Here is a 19,624-nt window from a genome sequence, read left to right as displayed (position 1 = left end):
CCTAAGAACCGGACGTGCAAGTTGCCCAGCATCCGGCTCAAGCCTCTCAAAGCCCCTCTTTCAAGAGGAACCGGCTGTGCTGACCATCTCGGTTGTGCACCTGTTTGTGGCAGTTAGTGTGGATTAGGACAAGATTGTCCAGGTCGTCAGTACCACCCTTGTGTTTGGGCAGTATGTGGTGGATTTCGGTGAGCATGTCTTGCTCAATTTCTCCCCCACATACTGGACAGATGCCGCCTTGTTTCTTCCACAATTCCCGACGGGTGCGCCGGTATTGGGCAGGGGCCTCTTTGAGTTTCTTGCGCTGCTCAAAGTATTCTGCCCATTCTGGGAGAAACGGGTTGGCGTCTGCCTTGATTTTACCGCGACGTTGGATTCGGATTTCCGAGGCTTTGATTAAATGCTTGGCCCACGGGTCTCCGTTTTTGTCTTTCGTCCATATTCCGAACATCCATTTTCTGTTCCCGATTTGGATGAAGTACTTACTCTTCACCCATCGGACAGATTTGCTTGGGTGTCGGCGCCTTGCCCATCGCCATAATTTTTGCCATATGAGGTGGTCCACTCCGACGAAGGTTTCTTTGGATGCCTGATTTTTGTGATAGTTAGTCCAACCTCTGATGATTGGGTTGAGTGTGTCTATCACAATCTCCTGGGGTGCTGTCCTAAGTTCTCTTAAGGTGTCTCGGATTTTCTTGAGGAACGCTTTAACGTTCTTCTTCGCAGGTTTGATGAGCAGTTTCCCATCATATTTGCGAATGTTCCATCCGAGAAAGTCAAACCCTTCTTCAATGTGTACGATCTTCGTCTTTTCCTTTGATAGGGTAAGGCCCCTTTCCTTGAGGAATGCTTGTATTACCGCACCGGCAATATAGAGCACTTCCTTCGTTTCACCGGTTACGACGAAGTCGTCGGCATATCGGATGAGTTTGACCTTGTGCGCCCTGGGAAACTTGTTTAACAATTCTTCCATCCCATCCAGTGTCATGTTGGCAAGCATCGGGGAGATTACCCCTCCCTGAGGTGTTCCAGCATGGATGGGGAAGAGTTGCTGCTTCCAGACAAACCCAGATTTAAGCCATTTCCGTAGAATTCTTTTGTCTAGTGGAATGTTAGCTAGTAGCCACTCATGGCTGATGTTGTCAAAGCACCCAGCAATATCGGCGTCGAGAACGTATTGTGCACGGTCTGTTTTGGCTAGCGTGATGTGACACTGCGTCGCTGCATCGGCTATGCATCGTCCTCGCCGGAACCCATAGGAGTTCCGGTCTGCTGTGGTTTCCGCGACTGGTTCTAGGGCTAGGGCATATAGTGCCTGCATTGCCCTGTCCTTCATTGTCGGGATTCCTAGCGGGCGCTGTTTGCCGTTTGCTTTCGGGATGTATACCCGCCTCAGGGGTTGGGGTTTATAGCCTCTTCTCCTGAGGGACTTTATGGCTTGGGCTTTCTGCTCTTGTGTGGACCAGGTTATCCCGTCCACACCAGGTGTTTTGCTGCCCGAGTTGTCAGTTACCCGTTTCACGGCGAGGGCTTTGCCGTAGAACGAGTGGGTCAGGAGCCATTGCAAAGCTTTCACTTTGCCCCAGCGTCCTTCCTTCACAGCCTTTGCGATACGCACTTGCAGCCTCTTTACCTCACGGTTGGCTTTGGCCCAGTCTATGCTGTGCCAGCTTGTTTCCGTTTGGTTGGTGACCGCACCAGTGGTTTGTTCCACTGCCATTTGCCTTGTCTCCATTCAAGAGGTTCTACAGGCTATCTCGCAAAGAGAGACCAGCAGGAAGTCTGCTCCCTTTCGGGCGGGGTGATGTTGGATTGTCTCCTCAACCCCTATCCGGTCCATTACAGACCGGCATTCGCTTTCTCCTGCATCCCATACCCGCACCCCCATCAGCATTCCTTACGGTTTGCCTGCCTTGAGTGTTCAAGGCGAGGATACGGGCTTACCGCGTTCCAACCAGATGACACGAGGGGTTAGGTGGTGACTGTGCCCCGATGGATTGACGTCCCCGTACACCGACGAGCGGGCGATGTAGCCTATCCATTTGCCGTTTTGGCTCAGGCCTATCAGTGTCTTTGGCCTGTTGGTCTGTGACGAGGCTTCTGACATCACTTCGCATGTGCTCACCATACCCTCAAGCCTAGTTCCCTATCACCTGACACTGGTGAAGTTGCTTCCTCCTCACGGATTCGGCTTCAACCTTACGGTTTGGGCTACATTGTCGGGAGGGCTTCATACCTGACCGTTACCAGTCACGCATGCCTCCCTAGGCTACAGCTGGGGGAACAACCGGTCCCGTTCTAGCTTGTTAGGCTAGTGGGACAATCATCTGGCTAGCTTTCGCGTCGCACGTTCTGCTTCAATTTATGGATCAGTTCTTCCACCTTGAGGGTAGAAATCGGCTTAAGGGCAGAATAGGGTTCATCCATGGGGATGACCCCGGGTTTGGTGGCGATCGCCCGTGGAATGCAGAGGCGTTGTTGTTCTCTACCCCATAGAGACAGGCCACTGTCTTTGAGCTTGTCCTTGACGTCATCCCAAAACGCCGCTTGCCGCAGCGAGGTTTCTACCAGTTCGTCTCAATTCCCCTCCGAGGGGGAGCCTCAGGCACTCAGTTTACTCGTCTAGAGGTGGGAACTGCCGTCAGGGGGGTGCCCGAACCCAATGTGACCATTGAAGCGGTTCTGCGGCGTCCGGTTATCTTTCAAGAGGCTCATGCCAATCATCCGACCCCCTAGAATAGGGGCATGGAAATTATCGAGGAATCTCCGCGGCGGCTGATTTTGCGCAGTCGCCTCTGGGGGGTGTGGCTAGCGGATCTGATTTTCTGTGGGGGTAGTGCTGTACCGATTGGGTTTGCAGCCCGCTATGAGCTAGTGTGTCACCATCAGGTTCGCATTATTGATAGTCGCTGTCGCTGGGTGCGCTCTGGGGCAACGGGGGTACAGATCACCCAAGTTCCCCTGAATCGGCTCCAAGGGGTGGACATTATCGAGCAGTGGCGCTCTAGTCGCGGACGACGCTACCGTGTTTATCAGGTGCACCTACAAACTACAGGGGGGTCCATTGCCTTTGGTCAATTCACGCGCGATCGCCAGAGTCGAGAAGCCATTGCCGAACGTATCCATCATTCATCATTTTTTACAGCAGCCCCAACATCCCCCTTTAACATTAGTAGAAGACAACCGCTGGTGGGGGTTTTTGATTTTGGCCATCGGCTGGGGTCTAGGGTTACCCCTGATCTTGATTCGGTGCCAAGGTGCTGGTGCCGGTTTTTGATAAAACCGCAGGTGTGGTATCGCTGCAATATAGCAGCCTTCTCAGGACAGAAAAGAAAACCGTCCCTTGGCATGACCTCAAGGACGTCATCGTGCAACTCTCCCGTGGCAACAGGGGCAGACGGTCGGCTCCCTTGGCTCTGGAATTGCACAATGGGCGGGTGATCCCCCTGCGGTGCTATGACAAGTCAGACGCACTCAAGCACTCCAAGCCACGATTCGGGCATTCCCTGATCAAACGTAACAGCGGCGGCAAAACGGGGATAAATGAGCTAGGCTAGAAGCAAGAAATTTCCCGCGGCAGGGATATGAATTTTATCTGGCAGCAATAAATTAGAATTTGTTAGCAGATCGTGACACGAGCGATCGCTAGACCTGAATCCTGAAAAATTTTATCCCTTTCCTATGGGCGATTTCTGTTAGAAAGGCTACAATCAATGAGGTTTTAGTTAAAATTACTCAAAAGATTCCTGCACAGTCTCAACCGCTCGCAACTGCCTGCTCCCTGACCCCGTGGGTCACACAGGAACTTTTTCAAGATGATCTAGCGGCAGAGAGCCTGAGGATGTGGAATCTAGAGCCTATTCCCCCGTCCAACCGCTTTCCTTAGCTGCATTCCATGATTGAAATGTGGCTGACGATTCTAGCGTCACTGAAGGCAACGGTTGCCGACAATACACTGACAATACACATTTAGGGAGACTTTACGAGGACAACGGCATGACCCAAGCGAATGTACTTGACGTTTACGACCCCGCAACAGCCCCCCTTGAAGATGAGGTGGCTCTGCTCAGTGACTATGGCCTTGATGCGGTAGAGATCGAGGAAGAGGAGAGCGAAGACTTTGAGGAGGTGAGCGATGATCTCGACGGCAAGCCTACAAAAGGTCGTGCCAGCCGACGACGGACACAAGTCAAGAAGAAACATTACACCGAGGACTCGATTCGCCTCTATTTGCAAGAAATTGGCCGCATTCGTCTGTTGCGTGCCGATGAGGAAATTGAACTGGCTCGTAAAATTGCCGATCTCCTAGAAATGGAGCGGGTGCGCGATCGCCTGTGCCAAGAACTGGGCTGTACGGCTGAAGAACTGGAGCGGAATCCTGAACCTTGGGCCAAAGAACTGGGGATGACGGTGCCGGCATTTCGCCATCGTCTTTTTGTCGGTCGCAAAGCCAAGGAAAAAATGGTGCAGTCCAACCTGCGCCTGGTGGTCTCGATCGCCAAAAAATACATGAACCGGGGCCTATCGTTTCAAGACTTGATTCAAGAGGGCAGCCTAGGGCTCATCCGCGCTGCTGAGAAATTTGATCACGAAAAGGGCTATAAATTTTCCACCTACGCGACATGGTGGATTCGCCAAGCCATTACCCGCGCCATTGCCGATCAGTCCCGCACCATTCGTCTGCCCGTGCACCTGTATGAAACCATTTCGCGGATTAAGAAAACCACCAAACTCCTCTCCCAGGAAATGGGGCGCAAACCCACGGAAGAGGAAATTGCCGATCGCATGGAAATGACGATTGAAAAACTGCGCTTCATTGCCAAATCGGCACAACTCCCCATCTCCCTAGAAACCCCCATTGGCAAAGAAGAGGATTCTCGTCTCGGAGACTTTATTGAATCCGACGGTGAAACCCCTGAAGATCAAGTGTCGAAGCACCTGCTGCGCGAAGATTTAGAAACAGTATTGTGCACCCTTAGCCCCCGCGAGCGAGATGTGTTAAAACTGCGGTATGGCTTGGACGATGGTCGCATGAAAACGTTGGAGGAAATTGGTCAACTCTTTAACGTAACCCGTGAGCGCATTCGCCAAATTGAGGCCAAGGCCTTGCGGAAACTGCGCCATCCCAACCGCAACAGTGTCCTCAAAGAATACATTCGTTAAGGAGTTGTTTATGTTGCGTCCCCTCATTGCCCTGACCGTTGGTCTGTCTGCCACTCTGGTGGCAATGGCGCAAGCCAGTTCCGCCCAGGCCTGTGCCTATAAAGGGTTCAGTGACAGTCTGAGCAATCCTGCGTTCTTCCATAGCAGCAAGCTACCGATCGCCCTTGGACTGGGGGTGGGTGCGATTACCGCAGGCGCAGTGGGGGTGACCCTCTGGCAACGGCGGCCGCAAACGGATGCCCCGACCTCTGCTTCTGGTGCTGCTTCTTTGGAACTGCCGGTGGTCCTGCCGGAGTCTGAAGGTACAGAGCGTTCTGAAGATATGACGCCCATTACTTAGTTATCCATTTTTACTCGTCAAATTCCTCCCCCCATGGGGGCGATCGGGGTATTCCTAGGCTGTAGTCCCATTGTGCAGTCGAATACCCCGTTACTTTTATTGAGATCTCCCCGATGGCCACCTACCGGTTCCCCCAGATAGTGCCCAAGATAGTTAGGCGTTGTCTCTAATTCCTTAACGTTCAGCTAAGCAGTTCTTTGTCCATTCTCAAAGTCCATTCTCAAATGCAAACTGATACTCTTATCTAGGCTTAGGAACAAAAGGCAGTTAGACATTACCGGCAACTACCAACTTCGGTGTTAAGGAGTCTATAGGCGTTCTTGGGGAAAGCCTCTAGAAAGCTGCCTACTTGGCTTGGGCCTGATTTTAGGATTCAGCAGTGCCTCTAGTGCTCAATCTTCCGCAGTCGAAATTTCAGGATCTCGAATCCAGCCCTGTGGAACCATTCGCTTCATCAGTAACGGCGGGGTATTGCACTATTGCTGTGATGTTGCACTTCCAGCACTGTTCTAACCAAGCGACTAGGGTGTCACGGGAAGCAGACATTTGCCGTACCACTGACCACACCTGCAATGCCGCTAAGGGGGAGTTGACCTCAACAGTGAGGGGTTGATAGGGGAGGTACTCACAGGGCACCTCTAGCTCAGTCAACCGCTGATAAATTGGCCAGCGCAATTGCCACTGAACTGCAATAACCTGGGGGTTTATAGACATTCAATAAGTCCTCCCTTATTGAAATACAGCGATGGATAGTTTAAGATCAGCTTGTTCAAGTTACAGCTCTTTTCTGAGTTTTGGGTATGCCTACATCGTTGATCCTCCTAGAGGGGCTTTTAAGGGTGGGCTAACCGGCCTCCATAGCTGTGTAAAAAGCTGTAACTGGGATGCTTCATTATTCTGTCCGCAAAGGAGTATCGTCCTATGACGACCAGTGCATTGCCACGCCAAGCCTTTGGCGAAATGGCTGATACAGTTATCTTGCTGGAGAAAGCCACCACTACCCCGATCTGTGAGGGGATGAATCGCCTCTTGGCCAGTTTCCAAGCCCTGTATTTGCAGTACCAGAAGCATCATTTTGTTGTTGAGGGGGCAGAGTTTTATCCACTGCACCAGTTTTTCCAAGACTGCTATGAACAGGTGCAAGACCACGTCCATGCTTTGGGAGAGCGCCTGAATGGTCTGGGGGGCGTACCTGTGGCGGGTTTCCAACAGTTGGCGGCTCTTTGTTGCTTTACCCCTGAACCCGAAGGGGCCTTCAACTGCCGGCAAATGCTCAGCAATGATTTGCAAGCGGAGCAGGCCATTATCGGTGTTCTGCGCCAACAGGCAACCCAAGCTGAGAGTTTGGGCGATCGCGCCACGGCCTACCTCTACGATCAAATCCTCTTGAAAACGGAGGAGCGTGCTTACCATATTGGTCATTTTCTGGCCAATGACAGCCTCAAGGTGTAGTTTTGTGTCGTCTGAGTTAACGAATCCTAAGATAAGTTGATGGTTGTTCATAGAATCCCCCCATTTGGGGGTTTCTTAATGCAGATTTTTCCTATTGCTTAGCGTAGCCTAGTTGCAACTAAATTGCAATAACCCTATCCAAGAGGACTTGGGGCAGGACGCTGACGTGGGTACTGTTGCATCAGAGCCCGCACCTGCTCAGCATGGTAGGAACTACGGGTGAGGGGAGAGGAAACCACCTGCAAAAAGCCCATCGATTCCCCCAGGCGGCGCCATTCCTCAAATTGCTCTGGTGGAATAAAGGCCTGTACCGCTAGATGTTTGGGACTGGGTTGCAGATACTGACCAATGGTGAGAATGTCACAACCCACTTGGCGCAAATCCTGCATGAGGGCCACCACTTCCTCGCTGGTTTCCCCTAGACCCACCATAATGCCCGATTTTGAGTAAATCCAAGGGGCGCGATCGCGCACCCGCTGCAGCAGTTCCAGACTGCGCTGATAGTTGCCTTGGGGACGCACCCGCCGATAGAGACGGGGCACGGTCTCGGTGTTGTGGTTGAGTACTTCCGGACCGGCAGCAAGAATTTGATCCAAGGCCTGCCAGTTGCCGCAGAGATCGGGAATCAGGACTTCAATTGTTGTTTGGGGCGATCGCTGCCGCACAGCCTCAATCGTGGCGACAAACTGAGAGGCACCCCCGTCGGCCAAATCATCCCGATTCACCGAGGTAATGACAACGTGATTGAGACGCATCCGCACCACTGCTTCAGCTAGTCGCTGGGGTTCAGTGGGATCCAGAGGCAATGGCTTTTTCTCAAAATCAATATCGCAGTAGGGGCAAGCCCGGGTGCAAGCTGGACCCATCATTAAAAATGTGGCCGTTCCCTGATAGAAACATTCACCAATATTGGGGCAAGAGGCCTCTTCGCAAACAGTATTGAGGTTTAAGTCCCGCAACAGTTCCTTGACGGAACCCACCCGCTGCCACTGGGGTGCTTTGACCCGTAACCACTCTGGCTTAACAACCACGGCTAACTCCATTGCAAATTCAAAAACAAACAAAGAGAAAACGTCAATTGTGCCACCAACAGAAAGATGTACATCAGGGCGCGGGGACGAAAAATTGTCAGCAATAACCCTAGTCCCTTGAGATCAACCATCGGCCCGAGGACCAGAAACGCAAGGATTGACCCCGGCGTAAACGTGGCAGCAAAGGCAAGGGCAAAAAAGGCATCAACAGTTGAGCAAATGGAAATCACGGTGCCCAGGATCATCATTGCTACAATCGAGACCACTGGCCCTTGGCCAAGGCTGAGGATGAGTTCCCGTGGGGCAGCCACCTGAATCATTGTCGCCCCTAGACTGCCGAGGACTAGAATCCCCCCCAATTCACGAAATTCCTGCACCACATTCTCTAGGACTTGGGGCAGACGCTGCTGCCAAGGAATCGTTGCAGTCAGTGGCGAAAGCGTTAGGGTTTCCATGGCCAGGGGTTGACCGGGGGTTCCCAACAGGTAGGTGCCCGACTGAAGCAGGGCAGGGACAACAGTTGCCTGGGGTTGGCGGCGGCGCATTAGGCGGGTTACCGTGGGCTGCAAAAAGGGGGTTAGATCCTTTTGGAAACTAAAAACCCAGCCAATCATGGTGGCGATCGCCAGCGAAAAAAGGACACGAAAGACAACAATCTCCGGTTGATCGCGAAAGGCCGTCCAGGTTGCCCAAATCACAATCGGGTTGATTGTGGGTGCCGCCAACAAAAAACCAATAGCCACGGATGTAGGCAGTCCTTGCACCAGCAATCGCCGCGCCACCGGCACATTGCCACACTCACACACGGGAAAAAGAAAACCGATGCAACTGCCCACCAAAGCCCCCAGCAGGGGCGATCGCGGTAAGCGACGAATCAGTGCCTGCTCATCCACAAATAGCAGCAGCACGCTAGAAAGCAAAATGCCCAGTAGCAGAAATGGCAGTGCCTCCACCAGTAGGCTCAGAAAAAGGGTAAAACCACTTTGCAACTGATTCGTAAATGTCATGGGCGTAGAGCGGGGTCTAGGACATCATCTCCTTCAACTCGAGGGGACTCAGTTGAATATCCGTTTGCCGTGAATCGGTAATCAACCAATCGAGGGCAGCGGCCTTCAGGTCAATGGTTGTACCTGTTTTATCAACACAGTAGCGACCAAAAACCAACTTATCCACAAGACGAACGTCAGAACCAAGGCGAGAATATTCAAAAATGACACAGTTATCGACGACCGCACCGCTGCAAATGTGGCAATTGGGGCCAATCATCGTCGGTCCAATAATTGTTGCTCCATCTTCAATCTTCGTCATGCCGCCAATGTAGACCGGTCCCTGGATCGTGACCTTATCCCAGTTGACGGCCACATTTAGCCCCGTATAAATGCCGGGAAACTGCTCATGGCCGGGAATCGAAACATTTTTAATCGTGCCATTAAGAACGCCGCGCACCGCTTGCCAGTAGTCGGGGACTTTACCAATGTCAATCCATTCAAAGTCCATCGCCAAGCCATAGAAGGGGGCACCCATTTCCACCAGTTTGGGGAAAAGCTGGCTGCCAATGTCGTATTCCTGATTGGAGGGGATATAGTCGATCACTTCTGGCTCAAAAATATAAATCCCCGTGTTGATATGGTTGCTCAGGGCTTCTTCAACACTGGGTTTTTCTTGGAAGGCAACAATGCGATCGCTCTTGTCAGTAACAACAACGCCATAGCTTGAGACATCCTCTCTGGGCACTGTTTTCATAACCACGGTGGCGATCGCCCCCTTTTGGCGGTGCCAAGCCACGGCCGCTGTCAAATCCAAGTCAATGAGGGCATCACCACACAGCACCACAAAGGTGTCATCAAAAAAGGGGTTAAAATCCTGAATCCGCTTGATCCCGCCCGCAGACCCTAGGGCTTTACCAACGAGTTCACCATCCTTGATATAGCCCTCAAAGGAATAAGCAATCTCCACCCCAAACCGCTGCCCATCCTGAAAGTAGCTTTCAATTTCATGGGCGAGGTGGCTCACATTTACCATAATCTGGTTAAACCCATGCTGACGCAGGAGTTCCACTAGAAATTCCATCACGGGCTTTTGCAGAATTGGGATCATTGGCTTCGGAATGGTGTATGTAATCGGGCGTACCCGCGTGCCCTTTCCAGCCGCCAAGATCATTGCTTTCATAAAACTTTTACCAATCTCCTTAAACGTCTGGGGCAATTGCCCCCACTCTTCGTCAATGCCCCTAGCTTACCTCAATCGAGGGCATACACCCGCCCATGGTACAGCAAGCGGGTAATCCCTTTGGACTGAAGATAGCTGCGCACTTTCCGCAGCATTTCACCATCAGGTACCTTAACAACGGTCTTGCGCCACTGGACATCACTGGCCTTATAGAGGCGTTGGTTTTGTTGGGAATAGCGCAGAGCCACAGGGCGGCTATCGAAAATGGGTAGGGTACTTTGTTGTGCTTCCTCACTGGAGAGGGCACCTAAACCGCGAAAGGCTTCTAGGGGGCGGGTGAGCAGTTCCGCCCGCCGATCAACGACAACGTAGCAGGGACGGGGCAGCACCGCTTCTGAAAGGGGAATGACCTCCACAGACTGCACCACTTCCACATCGGTGAGATCGGGAAGAGGAATGTCACCCTCCAGTTCTTCTTCATCTTCGAGATCATCGTCCGCTGCATCGCTGTAGTCATCCTCATCGAGAACAACAGCCTCTGCCGTCTCTACATCTTCTAGATCCTCTTCCTCTGGCATGTCATCCGTCGTTGCTGCAGCCAGTAGAGGGGCTTCAGGGGCAGCCGCTTCCTCTTCCATTTGTTTGATCACACGCCGAATGGTGTTTTCACTAACACCAAATTCCCCTGCCAGAGCTTTGATCGTTTCTCCGGCAGTGTACTGTTGAAAGACACGCTGGCGTTCGCTGTCACTGAGTCGCTTGTAGGTCATGGCTCCAGATTGAGAAGCAGGTGGCCAGATCTATTATCTGGGGTGGCGGTGCCAGAATGTTGATTTTGTCCAAAAGCCGATTCAGGGGGCGATCGCTCCCCTAGCGCAGGCGGACAAACGCTGCTTTTTCAATGGCTGCTTGCCCTTGATCAGTTAGTAAGACTTGATCAGTCAGTAAGAGCTCAGCATAGGCACGGCCTACTTTGGCATCGAGGCTATTGTCTGCCTTGGCCATCGCAAATAGACGGCGCTTAATTGGACTTAATTGGATAAGTCCCCTGTTGTTGAAATGCAGGATGATTCAGTTGGTTGCGCTCTTGGGGGCAACGCCCCACAGGAACGTAGGGGTCTTGGTAGGGGGGCACAGATTGATTCTGATTGACTCGTTGATTGACTGGGCGGCCGAGGGGAAGCGGGTGGATACTGCAGTGACCCACCACCTCTGGAGCAGAGGCATCGTCGATGCCCCCCAGTGTCGCAGCAACCCGCCGTAGGCCATCGGTAGTATCCTGAACCCTCACCACATTGCGACCAACGGGCTGCTTCCCGATCACTGCTTGGCTAAAGTATTCAACGCTGCCACCCTCTTGCGGACAGCGAGAGACGGGGATAATCCTTGGGTTGGGGCCACCCACCTGCTGCCAATTGCTTATTTTGCCCCTAATAAATATCCACCACTTGTTGCACCGTCAGTTCAGGTGAGGAATGTTTAGCCTTGGATTGAGGGCGATCGCCAGCCCATCGATGGCAACGGGAATGGCAGTTAATTTCATGCCCTGAGCCGCCCCCTTGGTTAACTCTTCCTCGTTGAGGGAACCGGAAGATTGTGAGAAAGACAGTTGATTATTCGATAGCATGCCGATGCCACTGCCCGATCCCGGTGGGGCTACGTAGCGCAGTTGAAAATTGGGCCAAGCCGCTTGCAGCAGCGGATCGACATTGCGGCGAAGGGGTGTCCAAGTGCGGCTACCGCCCTAATTAATTAATAAAGACCGCTGGGGGCATTCTTCACCTGGGTAAAGGTGGATTGACCCTTGACTCCTAAATTGAAACCGCCATTAGCAATGGCTCCGCCGTTATTGATGCGGTGAAGCACCAGCACCCAGCCATGCTCAGAAGTCGGAGGGTAGCCAGCAGGGAAAGGAGAAGGGGCAGGAGAGAATGGCTTTTTAGGACCTACAAAAGAATTCGGTGATTTCTTCTAGCCTAGCTCAGGGGAGTAGCGGGTGTTGACTGCTGAGTTAGGCACCAATGACCAGGGGCCGCCAATTCCGACAAAATAGTGAAGGAACCCTCGTTGAGTGCAGTATGCGCTACCGTCGCTTTGGTCGTACCGAACTGCCAATGCCTGTCTTTTCCTGTGGCGGCATGCGCTATCAGTTTTCCTGGCAGGATGTCAATCCCAGTACCATTCCCGCAGAAAATCAACGCAACCTAGAGGCGACTATTCGGCGTGCTCTGGCCTTGGGCATCACCCACATTGAAACGGCGCGCGGCTATGGCACCTCCGAAATTCAGTTGGGGAAAATTCTGCCTCGGCTGCCCCGCGAAAAGCTCATTGTCCAAACCAAGGTGGGGCCGCGACCCACTGCCAAGGAGTTTCGGGAAACCCTCGAAACCTCACTGCGGAACCTCCAGTTAGACTACATTGACTTACTCGCTATCCATGGCCTGAACCTGCCGGAGCATTTAGAGCAGGTACTGCGGCCGGGGGGATGCTTAGATGTAGCGCGGGAATGGCAAGCATCAGGTAAGATTCGCTTCATTGGTTTTTCTACCCATGGCAGCTTAGAGGTGATTCGCCAGGCGATCGCCAGCGATGTCTTTGATTACGTTAATCTGCACTGGTACTACATCAATCAACAGAATTGGCCTGCCATCCTCGATGCTCAAGCCCGTGATATGGGGGTTTTTATCATTAGCCCGGCAGACAAGGGGGGAATGCTCTACAAACCACCCCAACGCCTTGTGGAACTCTGTGCCCCCTTAAGCCCAATGGTCTTTAACGATCTCTTTTGCCTCTCCCATCCCCAGGTGCACACCCTGAGTATCGGTGCGGCTCGTCCCAGTGACTTTGATGAACATCTCAAGGCCCTCGAGCTGCTGGATCAGGCAGGTGAGATTCTACCGCCGATCTTGGCACGGCTGGAGCAAGCCGCCATTGACCGCTTGGGGGAAGACTGGTACCACACTTGGCATGAGGGATTGCCAGACTACCGGCACACCCCCGGTGAAGTGAATATCCCCGTCATTCTCTGGCTGTGGAACCTAGTGCAGGCCTACGATTTGCTGGACTATGCCCGTATGCGCTATAACCTGCTGGGCAACGGTGGCCACTGGTTTCCGGGAGCAAATGCTGCACGGATCAAAGACTTGGATTTAGGCCCCTGTTTACGGCACAGTCCCCATCGGCAAAAGATTCCAAGGATTTTACAAGCGGCCCATGATCTCCTAAGTGGCACTCCCCGGCAGCGATTATCTCAATCCTAAGAATAGGGAGGTTCCCCCAGCAAATTGCGGACAATTCCCCTAGGCGATCGCCCCCTGGGCCACGGACAATGAAGGTATCAAGGGTAAGAGGTCAACACCATGGATTTCATTTATCACCTTAGCAATGCCAGCCTTACCCTGCGGGTTGTGCAGTTCTTGCATGAATACGCCAAGCTACCAGTTCAGTTTGTTACCGTGATTCATCAAGTGGATGGGTGGGTCATCCGCATTAAAATGCATTCGCCCCTCAGCGACAAAGAGGCAGGGGATTTCCGCGCCTTCTTGAACGAGTTGGGATTCCCCTACACACCGGGGATCGCCCTCAAAATGGCATTCTGGGCCCTGGAAACCGGCCAATCAATGGTGGATGTTATGCGCCGTTACCAAGTGGCGATTGTCTCCCACGGCTATCCCAACTACGATGACATTGAGGCATTTCGCAAACAGTTTATTCAGGGCTTGGGCTACTGTCCGGAAACTTTAGCCTAGGGTATCCTGTTCTTGCTCCCGGCGATGCTGCAAGATGCGTTCTGCAAGGGGTAGGTCGCTGGGAGTGGTTATCTTGAGATTTGTCTCCTCCCCTAAAACAATATGGACGGCATAGCCTAGGCGTTCAAAGAGGGCAGCATCGTCTGTGACTTCCCAGCCCTTAGCCACAGCCATTTCATGGGCAATACGCAAGGGCTCGACGCGAAAGCCTTGGGGAGTTTGGGCGGCCCAAAGGGAGTCTCGCTCTGGGGTTTGGACAACAACACCTTCACGATTGACAATTTTAATCGTATCTTTGACGGGCACCGCTGCAATCAGGCCTGCATAGGTCCCTAGGGCTTGGGCACAACGATTAATCAGATCGGGGGTGGCAAGACACCGGGCACCATCATGGATCAGCACCTGCTCAGCCGTTTTGGGAAGGGCCTGTAACCCATGAAACACCGATGCTTGACGGGTCTCACCCCCGGTGATGAGATGGACGGGCTGCCGTAGGTTCAAGTCCTCCAGGAGAGCTTCCCAAATGGGAAAGTCCTCTGGCTGGCCAATGACCCCAATCCATTCAATCGCTTCGGCAGCCGCCACCGCTGCCAAGGTCCATGCCAAAAGGGGTTTACCCAAGAGTTGCAACCGCAGTTTATTGTGGCTTGCCCCCATGCGTTTACCCATGCCGGCGGCGGGAATGAGGATGTGCATTCATCTTTACCTCCGAGAGACCCCTTCCTTTAGGGAGGGGAGGGATAGGAGCGGCAGTCTGTGACTGCCAAGTATAGTTGTGTTACTCACAGAATAATCGCTATAATTTAAAGCATGCAAAAGGCTTTCAGTTACCGCTTCTACCCAACGACCGAGCAAGAATCCCTGCTTCGGAGAACATTGGGCTGTGTTCGGTTGGTTTATAATCGAGCACTGGCAGTGAGAACAGAAGCCTGGTATGAACGAAAAGAGAGACTTGACTACGTTCAAACCTCTGCCTTGCTTACTAAGTGGAAGAAGCAAGATGACCTTCAGTTTTTGAATGAGGTTAGCTCTGTCCCCTTGCAGCAGGCATTGAGACATCTGCAATCTGCTTTCAGTAACTTCTTTGCAGGTCGGGCAAAATATCCCAACTTCAAAAAGAAACGCAATGGTGGCAGCGCAGAATTCACCAAGTCTGCTTTTAGGTGGAAAGACGCAAAAGTATTCTTGGCAAAGTGCAACGAACCGCTGAATATTCGCTGGTCGAGACGGCTTCCAGATGGTGTTGAACCATCCACGGTGACCATCAGGCTTAACCCTGCTGGACAGTGGTACATCAGTCTGAGGTTTGATGACCCCAGAGAGTTGAAACTGCAGCCCGTCGACCCGTCGGTTGGTTTGGACGTAGGGATGAGCAGCCTCATTACCCTGAGTACAGGGGAAAAGATTGCCAACCCCAAGCACTTTAACCGCTACTACAAACGACTCCGTAAGGCGCAGCGGTCTTTGAGTCGCAAACAAAAAGGCTCTCGCAATTGGGATAAGGCGCGGTTGAAAGTTGCCAAGATTCACCAGAAAATCTCTGATTCCAGAAAAGACCATTTGCACAAGTTGACGACTCGATTGATACGTGAAAACCAAGCGATCATAATCGAGTCGTTGGCTGTGAAGAATATGGTCAAGAACCGTCAGCTTGCCCGATCCATCAGTGATGCTGGATGGGGTGAACTGGTACGGCAATTGGAATACAAGGCCCAGTGGTATGGTCGGACACTGGTGAAGATTGACCGATGGTTTCCCAGTTCTAAACGCTGTGGACAGTGTGGTCACATTGTTGAGCGGTTGCCATTGAGCGTCCGAGAATGGGACTGTCCTAAGTGTGGGGCGCACCATGATCGGGATATAAATGCCGCTCGGAATATTTTGGCCGTGGGACACACGGTTACAGTCTGTGGAGCGGGTGTAAGACCTGATAGACATACGTCTGGAGGGCAACTGCGAAGAAGCAGAAAGTCTCAAAAGTGATTTTGGGAATCCCCCTGCTTTAGCGGGGGGAGGATGTCAACTTGACATAGGAAGGCTCTAGGCACTATGGCTCTGTGGAACGGCTGGCTAAATTAATGCGATCGCTGAGTTGCCGGAGCAGGCTGCCCATTTCTGGGTCGGTCCGTTGTAGTTCAGCCACCTTGTCGCAGCTATACATGACGGTGGTGTGATCTTTGCCGCCAAACTCTTCACCAATTTTCGGCAGACTCAGGCCCGTGTATTGGCGCATCAGATACATCCCCACCTGACGGGCCATGCTAATTTCGCGGCGGCGGGAGTTGCCCTTGAGATCACTGATGGGGACGTTTAGGGCTTCAGAGACCACCTTCAGGATAATCTCTGGGGAGGTCTCAATTTTGCGCACTGTCGGACTCAGGACGGGGGCAATGTTTTCCACGGTCATCGGCAACCCAGAAATGGAAATGTAGGCCACCGCTCGAATCAGTGCCCCCTCTAGTTCCCGGATGTTGGAGGTGTAGCTGGCGGCAATATACTCAATCACCTCCCGCGGCAGGCGGATATTCTCGTACTCTGCCTTTTTCTGGAGAATGGCCATGCGGGTTTCCAGGTCCGGGGGTTGAATATCGGCAATAAGCCCCATGGAAAAGCGGGAGCACAGGCGCTCCTGCAGGCGGGGAATTTGACTGGGGGGGCGATCGCTGGCCAAGACCACCTGCTTACCAGCTTCGTGCAGGGTGTTGAAGGTGTGGAAAAACTCCTCTTGGGTGTATTCCTTGCCCTCAATAAATTGAATGTCGTCCACGAGCATCACATCCACCGCCCGATAGTGCTCGCGAAAGCTCTGCATACTGTCTTTGCGGATGGCAGCAATCAAATCATTCGTAAACTGCTCGGTGGAGACGTAGAAAATCTTGGCATTGGGGTCAATTTCTAAGCGATAGTGACCGATCGCCTGCATAAGATGGGTCTTGCCCAAGCCAACACCGCCACAGAGAAAGAGGGGATTAAACTCCCGCCCTGGTGATTCTGCCACCGCCAAGCAGGCGGCATGGGCCATGCGGTTATTGGGGCCAACAACATAGCGCGAAAAGACATACTTGGGATTCAGTTCACTGCCGCGATGGCGAGCCGCAGGGGGGGTGGCCTCTACTTCCCCACGACTGGTGGGGCGAATGCTGGTATCGTGCTCTGCCCCTTGGGCGATCGCCAGCTCAATCTCCACGGGCTTGCCAACAATTTCCCGTGCGACATCGGCAATGGTTTTCAAATAGTACTTTTGCAGCCAATTGCGGGCAAAGGGATTGGGGGTGCAAATGGTGAGGGTCTGGCCATCAAAGGACTGCACCGTTGCCGTCTTAATCCAAGTTTCGAAGGTCGGGCGACTGAGCAACAGTTGCAACCGCTCCAAAATTTGGTGCCAGAGATCTTCGGCAGAGCTAATCACGCAAACCTCGTCCGTAGGATGTGAGCAATGATAGGCAACAGGACGAAGACAGCAATAGGTCCACAGGACTACCGCTGCCTCAGGGGAAGTGGTACGATTGTAGATCGCTCTAACGACTGACTAGGGCGTGCCCTCTGGGGCAGTGTTCTTTTCTAATCAACCATCATAACTGCAACAGCCATGACGCAACGTACACTGGGCGGCACTGTCCGCAAACGTAAACGCACCTCTGGGTTCCGCGCGCGCATGCGTACCAAATCGGGTCAAAACGTCATTAAGGCACGGCGGCGTAAAGGACGGGCACGGCTTACCGTCTAGTGTTGCCGCGTCAACATCGCCTGCGCGATCGCCATGATTTTGACCGCGTCTATCAACACAAAACTGCCCACCACGGCAAACTGGCCGTTCTTTGGCTGGCGCCCCAATCCTCCAGGGAAGCCCCACGGCTGGCGATTGTGGTCAGTAAAAAGGTCAGTAAGCGAGCCGTTGATCGCAACCGTTTGAAGCGGCAATGGCGGCGGGTGATTCGCCCCCTCCTACCGCAGATGGCGGCAGGGTGGGATATGATTGTGGTAGTGCGCCAGGCGGCACTGCACGTGAGTGACGAGGACTGTCGCACTGAATTGACGCAGTTAATGGCCAAAGCAGGGGTACTGACGATGCCGGGAATTTCTGAAGATGTTTTCTACGAAGGCGGTCCCCACTGGGGTGACCTGGTAATCAACTTGCTCTTGGGGCTAACGGTGATCTGTCTGCCCCTGACCGTTGGTGCCATTGTCCGTGCTCTCTGGCTGCGGTACCGCATTACGAATCGCCGGATTACGGTCATTGGCGGCTGGATGGGGCGCGATCGCTCCGATGTCATTTATAACGAAATCACTAAAGTCGTCACCGTTCCGCGCGGCTGGGGTGCCTACGGCGATATGGTTGTCACCCTCAAAGATGGTAGCCGCTTAGAAATGCGCGCTGTCCCCCGCTTCCGTGAAATTTACGACTACATTTCTACCAAATTGAGTCCCGCTGCCAAAAGTGTCAGTGGCGCGATTGGTTCTTAAGACCTAAGATAGTTCTGTTAACTGTTCACCCCTAATTGCAGGATTCCATGGATTTTGGTATCGGTTTCCTCTCCAACAATGTCATGCTGCCAATCCTTGATTTTTTCTATGGGATTGTGCCCAGCTATGGCCTTGCTATTGTGGCTCTGACACTGGTGGTGCGCTTTGCCGTCTATCCCCTGAGTGCCGGGTCAATTCGCAATATGCGGCGCATGAAGGTTGTCCAGCCGATCATGCAAAAACGGATGCAGGAAATTCAACAGAAATACAAGGACAATCCTGCGGAACAGCAAAAGGCAATGGCAGAAGTCTATAGGGAGTTTGGCAATCCCTTGGCGGGCTGCTTCCCGCTGCTATTGCAGTTGCCGATTCTCTTTGCCCTCTTTGCAACGCTGCGCGGCTCACCCTTTGCCGATGTGAATTACCAGATCAACCTGCAAATTGTTCCCCCGGATCAACCGGTCTTAGCCCAGCCCTTTGCCACCAAACCGCAAAATATCTACGTTGACGAGGGGGTACACTTCCCGATTCAAGCGGTGGTTCCCAGTGGTACCAGAATTCCAGTCGGTCAAATGGTGGATCTGCAGTTCCAAACCAAGGAGGGCAAACCCTTTAGTGAACTGGTGGCTGCCTATCCCAATAGTCACTTGCAACCAAAGTGGCAAATTATTCGCGGTCAAGAGCGGGCCACCATTGATAGGGAAGGTCATCTACAGGCCCTGCAACCCGGTGAGGTAACAGTTCAGGGAACAATCCCGGGGATTGCTGCTGATAAAGGTTTCCTCTTTATCTCTGCCCTTGGTCATGTGGGTGTGATTGATCAAGGGGAACTCTTCATCACCCTACCCGATGGTGCTCGCCAGTTTAATTGGGGCGCAATCCACTGGGATATTCTCGTCATGATCCTTGGCTTTGGCGTCAGTCTCTACGTCAACCAGTTGCTCTCTGGCCAAGGCAGCAGTAACAACCCGCAGCAGCAAACGGTTAATCAATTAACACCGATCATCTTTTCCGGGATGTTTCTCTTTTTCCCGCTGCCGGCCGGGGTGCTGCTCTATATGCTCATAGCTAACATCTTCCAGACGGTGCAAACCTTTATTCTCCAACGGGAGCCGCTGCCAGAGAATCTACAAAAGCTCGTGGAGGAGCAGGAACGGGCTGAAGCCATCAAAAATCGTGCTCCTCTTCCCTTTGAGGGTAAGGGGGCTAAAGGTGCTAAGGCCACTAAAGCCAAGGGTAATCCATCAAGTTGAGGG

Annotated in this window: 22 protein-coding genes and 2 pseudogenes; 12 read left to right on the top strand and 12 right to left on the bottom strand. The window is 52.7% G+C overall.

Translation table 11 applies throughout. The features are described from left to right. Positions 1–46 precede the first annotated feature (46 nt). Positions 47–1,735: a group II intron reverse transcriptase/maturase gene (gene ltrA, locus TLL_RS03160; RefSeq protein ID WP_011056467.1), complete on the bottom strand. Its 1,689-nt coding sequence runs from the start codon at positions 1,733–1,735 to the stop codon at positions 47–49. Positions 1,736–2,352: 617 nt separating this feature from the next. Beyond that, positions 2,353–2,577, bottom strand: a pseudogene (locus tag TLL_RS13475) (phosphate ABC transporter ATP-binding protein); the annotation flags it as partial. Between TLL_RS13475 and TLL_RS03150 the strand changes: the two are divergent. The 4 genes from TLL_RS03150 to TLL_RS03135 all read left to right on the top strand — a co-directional run bounded on the left by TLL_RS03150 (position 2,548) and on the right by TLL_RS03135 (position 5,503). Then, complete coding sequence (locus tag TLL_RS03150; protein WP_164920626.1) at positions 2,548–2,736, top strand: hypothetical protein; 189 nt, start codon at positions 2,548–2,550, stop codon at positions 2,734–2,736. The pseudogene TLL_RS13475 and the gene TLL_RS03150 sit on opposite strands and share 30 nt — an antisense overlap. A gap of 9 nt (positions 2,737–2,745) precedes the next feature. Next, positions 2,746–3,441, top strand: coding sequence for a hypothetical protein (locus TLL_RS03145; protein ID WP_011056466.1), 696 nt, complete (start codon positions 2,746–2,748; stop codon positions 3,439–3,441). Positions 3,442–3,996: 555 nt separating this feature from the next. Then, a complete protein-coding gene (rpoD, locus tag TLL_RS03140) occupies positions 3,997–5,163 on the top strand; it encodes an RNA polymerase sigma factor RpoD (RefSeq protein ID WP_164920727.1) in 1,167 nt (388 codons plus the stop codon). A gap of 10 nt (positions 5,164–5,173) precedes the next feature. Further along, positions 5,174–5,503, top strand: coding sequence for a hypothetical protein (locus TLL_RS03135; protein ID WP_164920726.1), 330 nt, complete (start codon positions 5,174–5,176; stop codon positions 5,501–5,503). Between the two features lie 414 nt (positions 5,504–5,917). Here the strand turns inward: TLL_RS03135 and TLL_RS03130 are convergent, their stop codons facing one another. Further along, positions 5,918–6,217, bottom strand: coding sequence for an Asr1405/Asl0597 family protein (locus TLL_RS03130; RefSeq protein WP_011056463.1), 300 nt, complete (start codon positions 6,215–6,217; stop codon positions 5,918–5,920). 207 nt (positions 6,218–6,424) lie between these two features. Here TLL_RS03130 and TLL_RS03125 point away from each other — a divergent pair, with 207 nt between their 5' ends. After that, positions 6,425–6,955 (top strand): Dps family protein, encoded by a 531-nt coding sequence (locus tag TLL_RS03125; RefSeq protein ID WP_011056462.1) that lies wholly within the window; start codon positions 6,425–6,427, stop codon positions 6,953–6,955. A 134-nt stretch (positions 6,956–7,089) separates the two neighbouring features. On the opposite strand, the gene lipA is transcribed toward TLL_RS03125, so the two are convergent. The 7 genes from lipA to TLL_RS13465 all read right to left on the bottom strand — a co-directional run bounded on the left by lipA (position 7,090) and on the right by TLL_RS13465 (position 11,782). Continuing rightward, positions 7,090–7,986: a lipoyl synthase gene (gene lipA, locus TLL_RS03120; RefSeq protein ID WP_164921111.1), complete on the bottom strand. Its 897-nt coding sequence runs from the start codon at positions 7,984–7,986 to the stop codon at positions 7,090–7,092. A 2-nt stretch (positions 7,987–7,988) separates the two neighbouring features. Then, positions 7,989–8,993: a permease gene (locus tag TLL_RS03115; protein WP_011056460.1), complete on the bottom strand. Its 1,005-nt coding sequence runs from the start codon at positions 8,991–8,993 to the stop codon at positions 7,989–7,991. Between the two features lie 16 nt (positions 8,994–9,009). After that, on the bottom strand, positions 9,010–10,155 hold the full coding sequence (locus tag TLL_RS03110) for a sugar phosphate nucleotidyltransferase (protein WP_011056459.1): 1,146 nt from the start codon (positions 10,153–10,155) through the stop codon (positions 9,010–9,012). Positions 10,156–10,226: 71 nt separating this feature from the next. Continuing rightward, positions 10,227–10,925, bottom strand: a complete 699-nt coding sequence (locus TLL_RS03105; protein WP_011056458.1) for a helix-turn-helix domain-containing protein — start codon at positions 10,923–10,925, stop codon at positions 10,227–10,229. A gap of 100 nt (positions 10,926–11,025) precedes the next feature. Further along, positions 11,026–11,160, bottom strand: coding sequence for a hypothetical protein (locus tag TLL_RS13010; RefSeq protein ID WP_269441367.1), 135 nt, complete (start codon positions 11,158–11,160; stop codon positions 11,026–11,028). A gap of 16 nt (positions 11,161–11,176) precedes the next feature. Beyond that, the gene (locus TLL_RS13470) at positions 11,177–11,560 is read right to left on the bottom strand and encodes a hypothetical protein (RefSeq protein ID WP_011056457.1); all 384 of its coding nucleotides are present in this window, start codon (positions 11,558–11,560) and stop codon (positions 11,177–11,179) included. A gap of 54 nt (positions 11,561–11,614) precedes the next feature. Beyond that, a complete protein-coding gene (locus tag TLL_RS13465; protein ID WP_011056456.1) occupies positions 11,615–11,782 on the bottom strand; it encodes a hypothetical protein in 168 nt (55 codons plus the stop codon). Between the two features lie 451 nt (positions 11,783–12,233). On the opposite strand from TLL_RS13465, the gene TLL_RS03090 reads away from it, so the two are divergent. Together TLL_RS03090 and TLL_RS03085 are read left to right on the top strand one after the other, a co-directional pair. Continuing rightward, positions 12,234–13,415: an aldo/keto reductase gene (locus TLL_RS03090; protein WP_164920725.1), complete on the top strand. Its 1,182-nt coding sequence runs from the start codon at positions 12,234–12,236 to the stop codon at positions 13,413–13,415. A gap of 99 nt (positions 13,416–13,514) precedes the next feature. Next, complete coding sequence (locus TLL_RS03085) at positions 13,515–13,904, top strand: hypothetical protein (protein WP_011056454.1); 390 nt, start codon at positions 13,515–13,517, stop codon at positions 13,902–13,904. Here TLL_RS03085 and ispD read toward each other — a convergent pair. Continuing rightward, a complete protein-coding gene (ispD, locus tag TLL_RS03080; RefSeq protein ID WP_011056453.1) occupies positions 13,896–14,600 on the bottom strand; it encodes a 2-C-methyl-D-erythritol 4-phosphate cytidylyltransferase in 705 nt (234 codons plus the stop codon). The two genes, TLL_RS03085 and ispD, sit on opposite strands and share 9 nt — an antisense overlap. 114 nt (positions 14,601–14,714) lie before the next feature. Here ispD and TLL_RS03075 point away from each other — a divergent pair, with 114 nt between their 5' ends. Continuing rightward, positions 14,715–15,887, top strand: coding sequence for an RNA-guided endonuclease InsQ/TnpB family protein (locus TLL_RS03075; RefSeq protein WP_011056452.1), 1,173 nt, complete (start codon positions 14,715–14,717; stop codon positions 15,885–15,887). Between the two features lie 64 nt (positions 15,888–15,951). Here the strand turns inward: TLL_RS03075 and dnaA are convergent, their stop codons facing one another. Then, positions 15,952–17,313, bottom strand: a complete 1,362-nt coding sequence (dnaA, locus tag TLL_RS03070) for a chromosomal replication initiator protein DnaA (RefSeq protein ID WP_011056451.1) — start codon at positions 17,311–17,313, stop codon at positions 15,952–15,954. A 180-nt stretch (positions 17,314–17,493) separates the two neighbouring features. Between dnaA and rpmH the strand changes: the two genes are divergently transcribed. From rpmH to yidC, 4 genes and pseudogenes are all read left to right on the top strand, one after another. Continuing rightward, a complete protein-coding gene (gene rpmH / locus TLL_RS03065) occupies positions 17,494–17,631 on the top strand; it encodes a 50S ribosomal protein L34 (RefSeq protein WP_011056450.1) in 138 nt (45 codons plus the stop codon). Further along, positions 17,631–17,948 (top strand): annotated as a pseudogene (gene rnpA / locus TLL_RS13460) (ribonuclease P protein component); the annotation flags it as partial. The gene rpmH and the pseudogene rnpA, both read left to right, overlap by 1 nt. Positions 17,949–17,972: 24 nt before the next feature. After that, entirely contained in the window at positions 17,973–18,368 is a 396-nt protein-coding gene (locus TLL_RS13455; RefSeq protein WP_231833855.1) for a PH domain-containing protein, read from the top strand. 47 nt (positions 18,369–18,415) lie between these two features. Next, on the top strand, positions 18,416–19,621 hold the full coding sequence (yidC, locus tag TLL_RS03055; protein WP_011056448.1) for a membrane protein insertase YidC: 1,206 nt from the start codon (positions 18,416–18,418) through the stop codon (positions 19,619–19,621). Positions 19,622–19,624: the final 3 nt, after the last annotated feature.

Source organism: Thermosynechococcus vestitus BP-1, assembly GCF_000011345.1.
In the GTDB taxonomy this organism is placed as follows: domain Bacteria; phylum Cyanobacteriota; class Cyanobacteriia; order Thermosynechococcales; family Thermosynechococcaceae; genus Thermosynechococcus; species Thermosynechococcus vestitus.
Note: the sequence above shows the minus strand (reverse complement) of the source record. Positions and strands in the feature narration are given on the sequence as shown.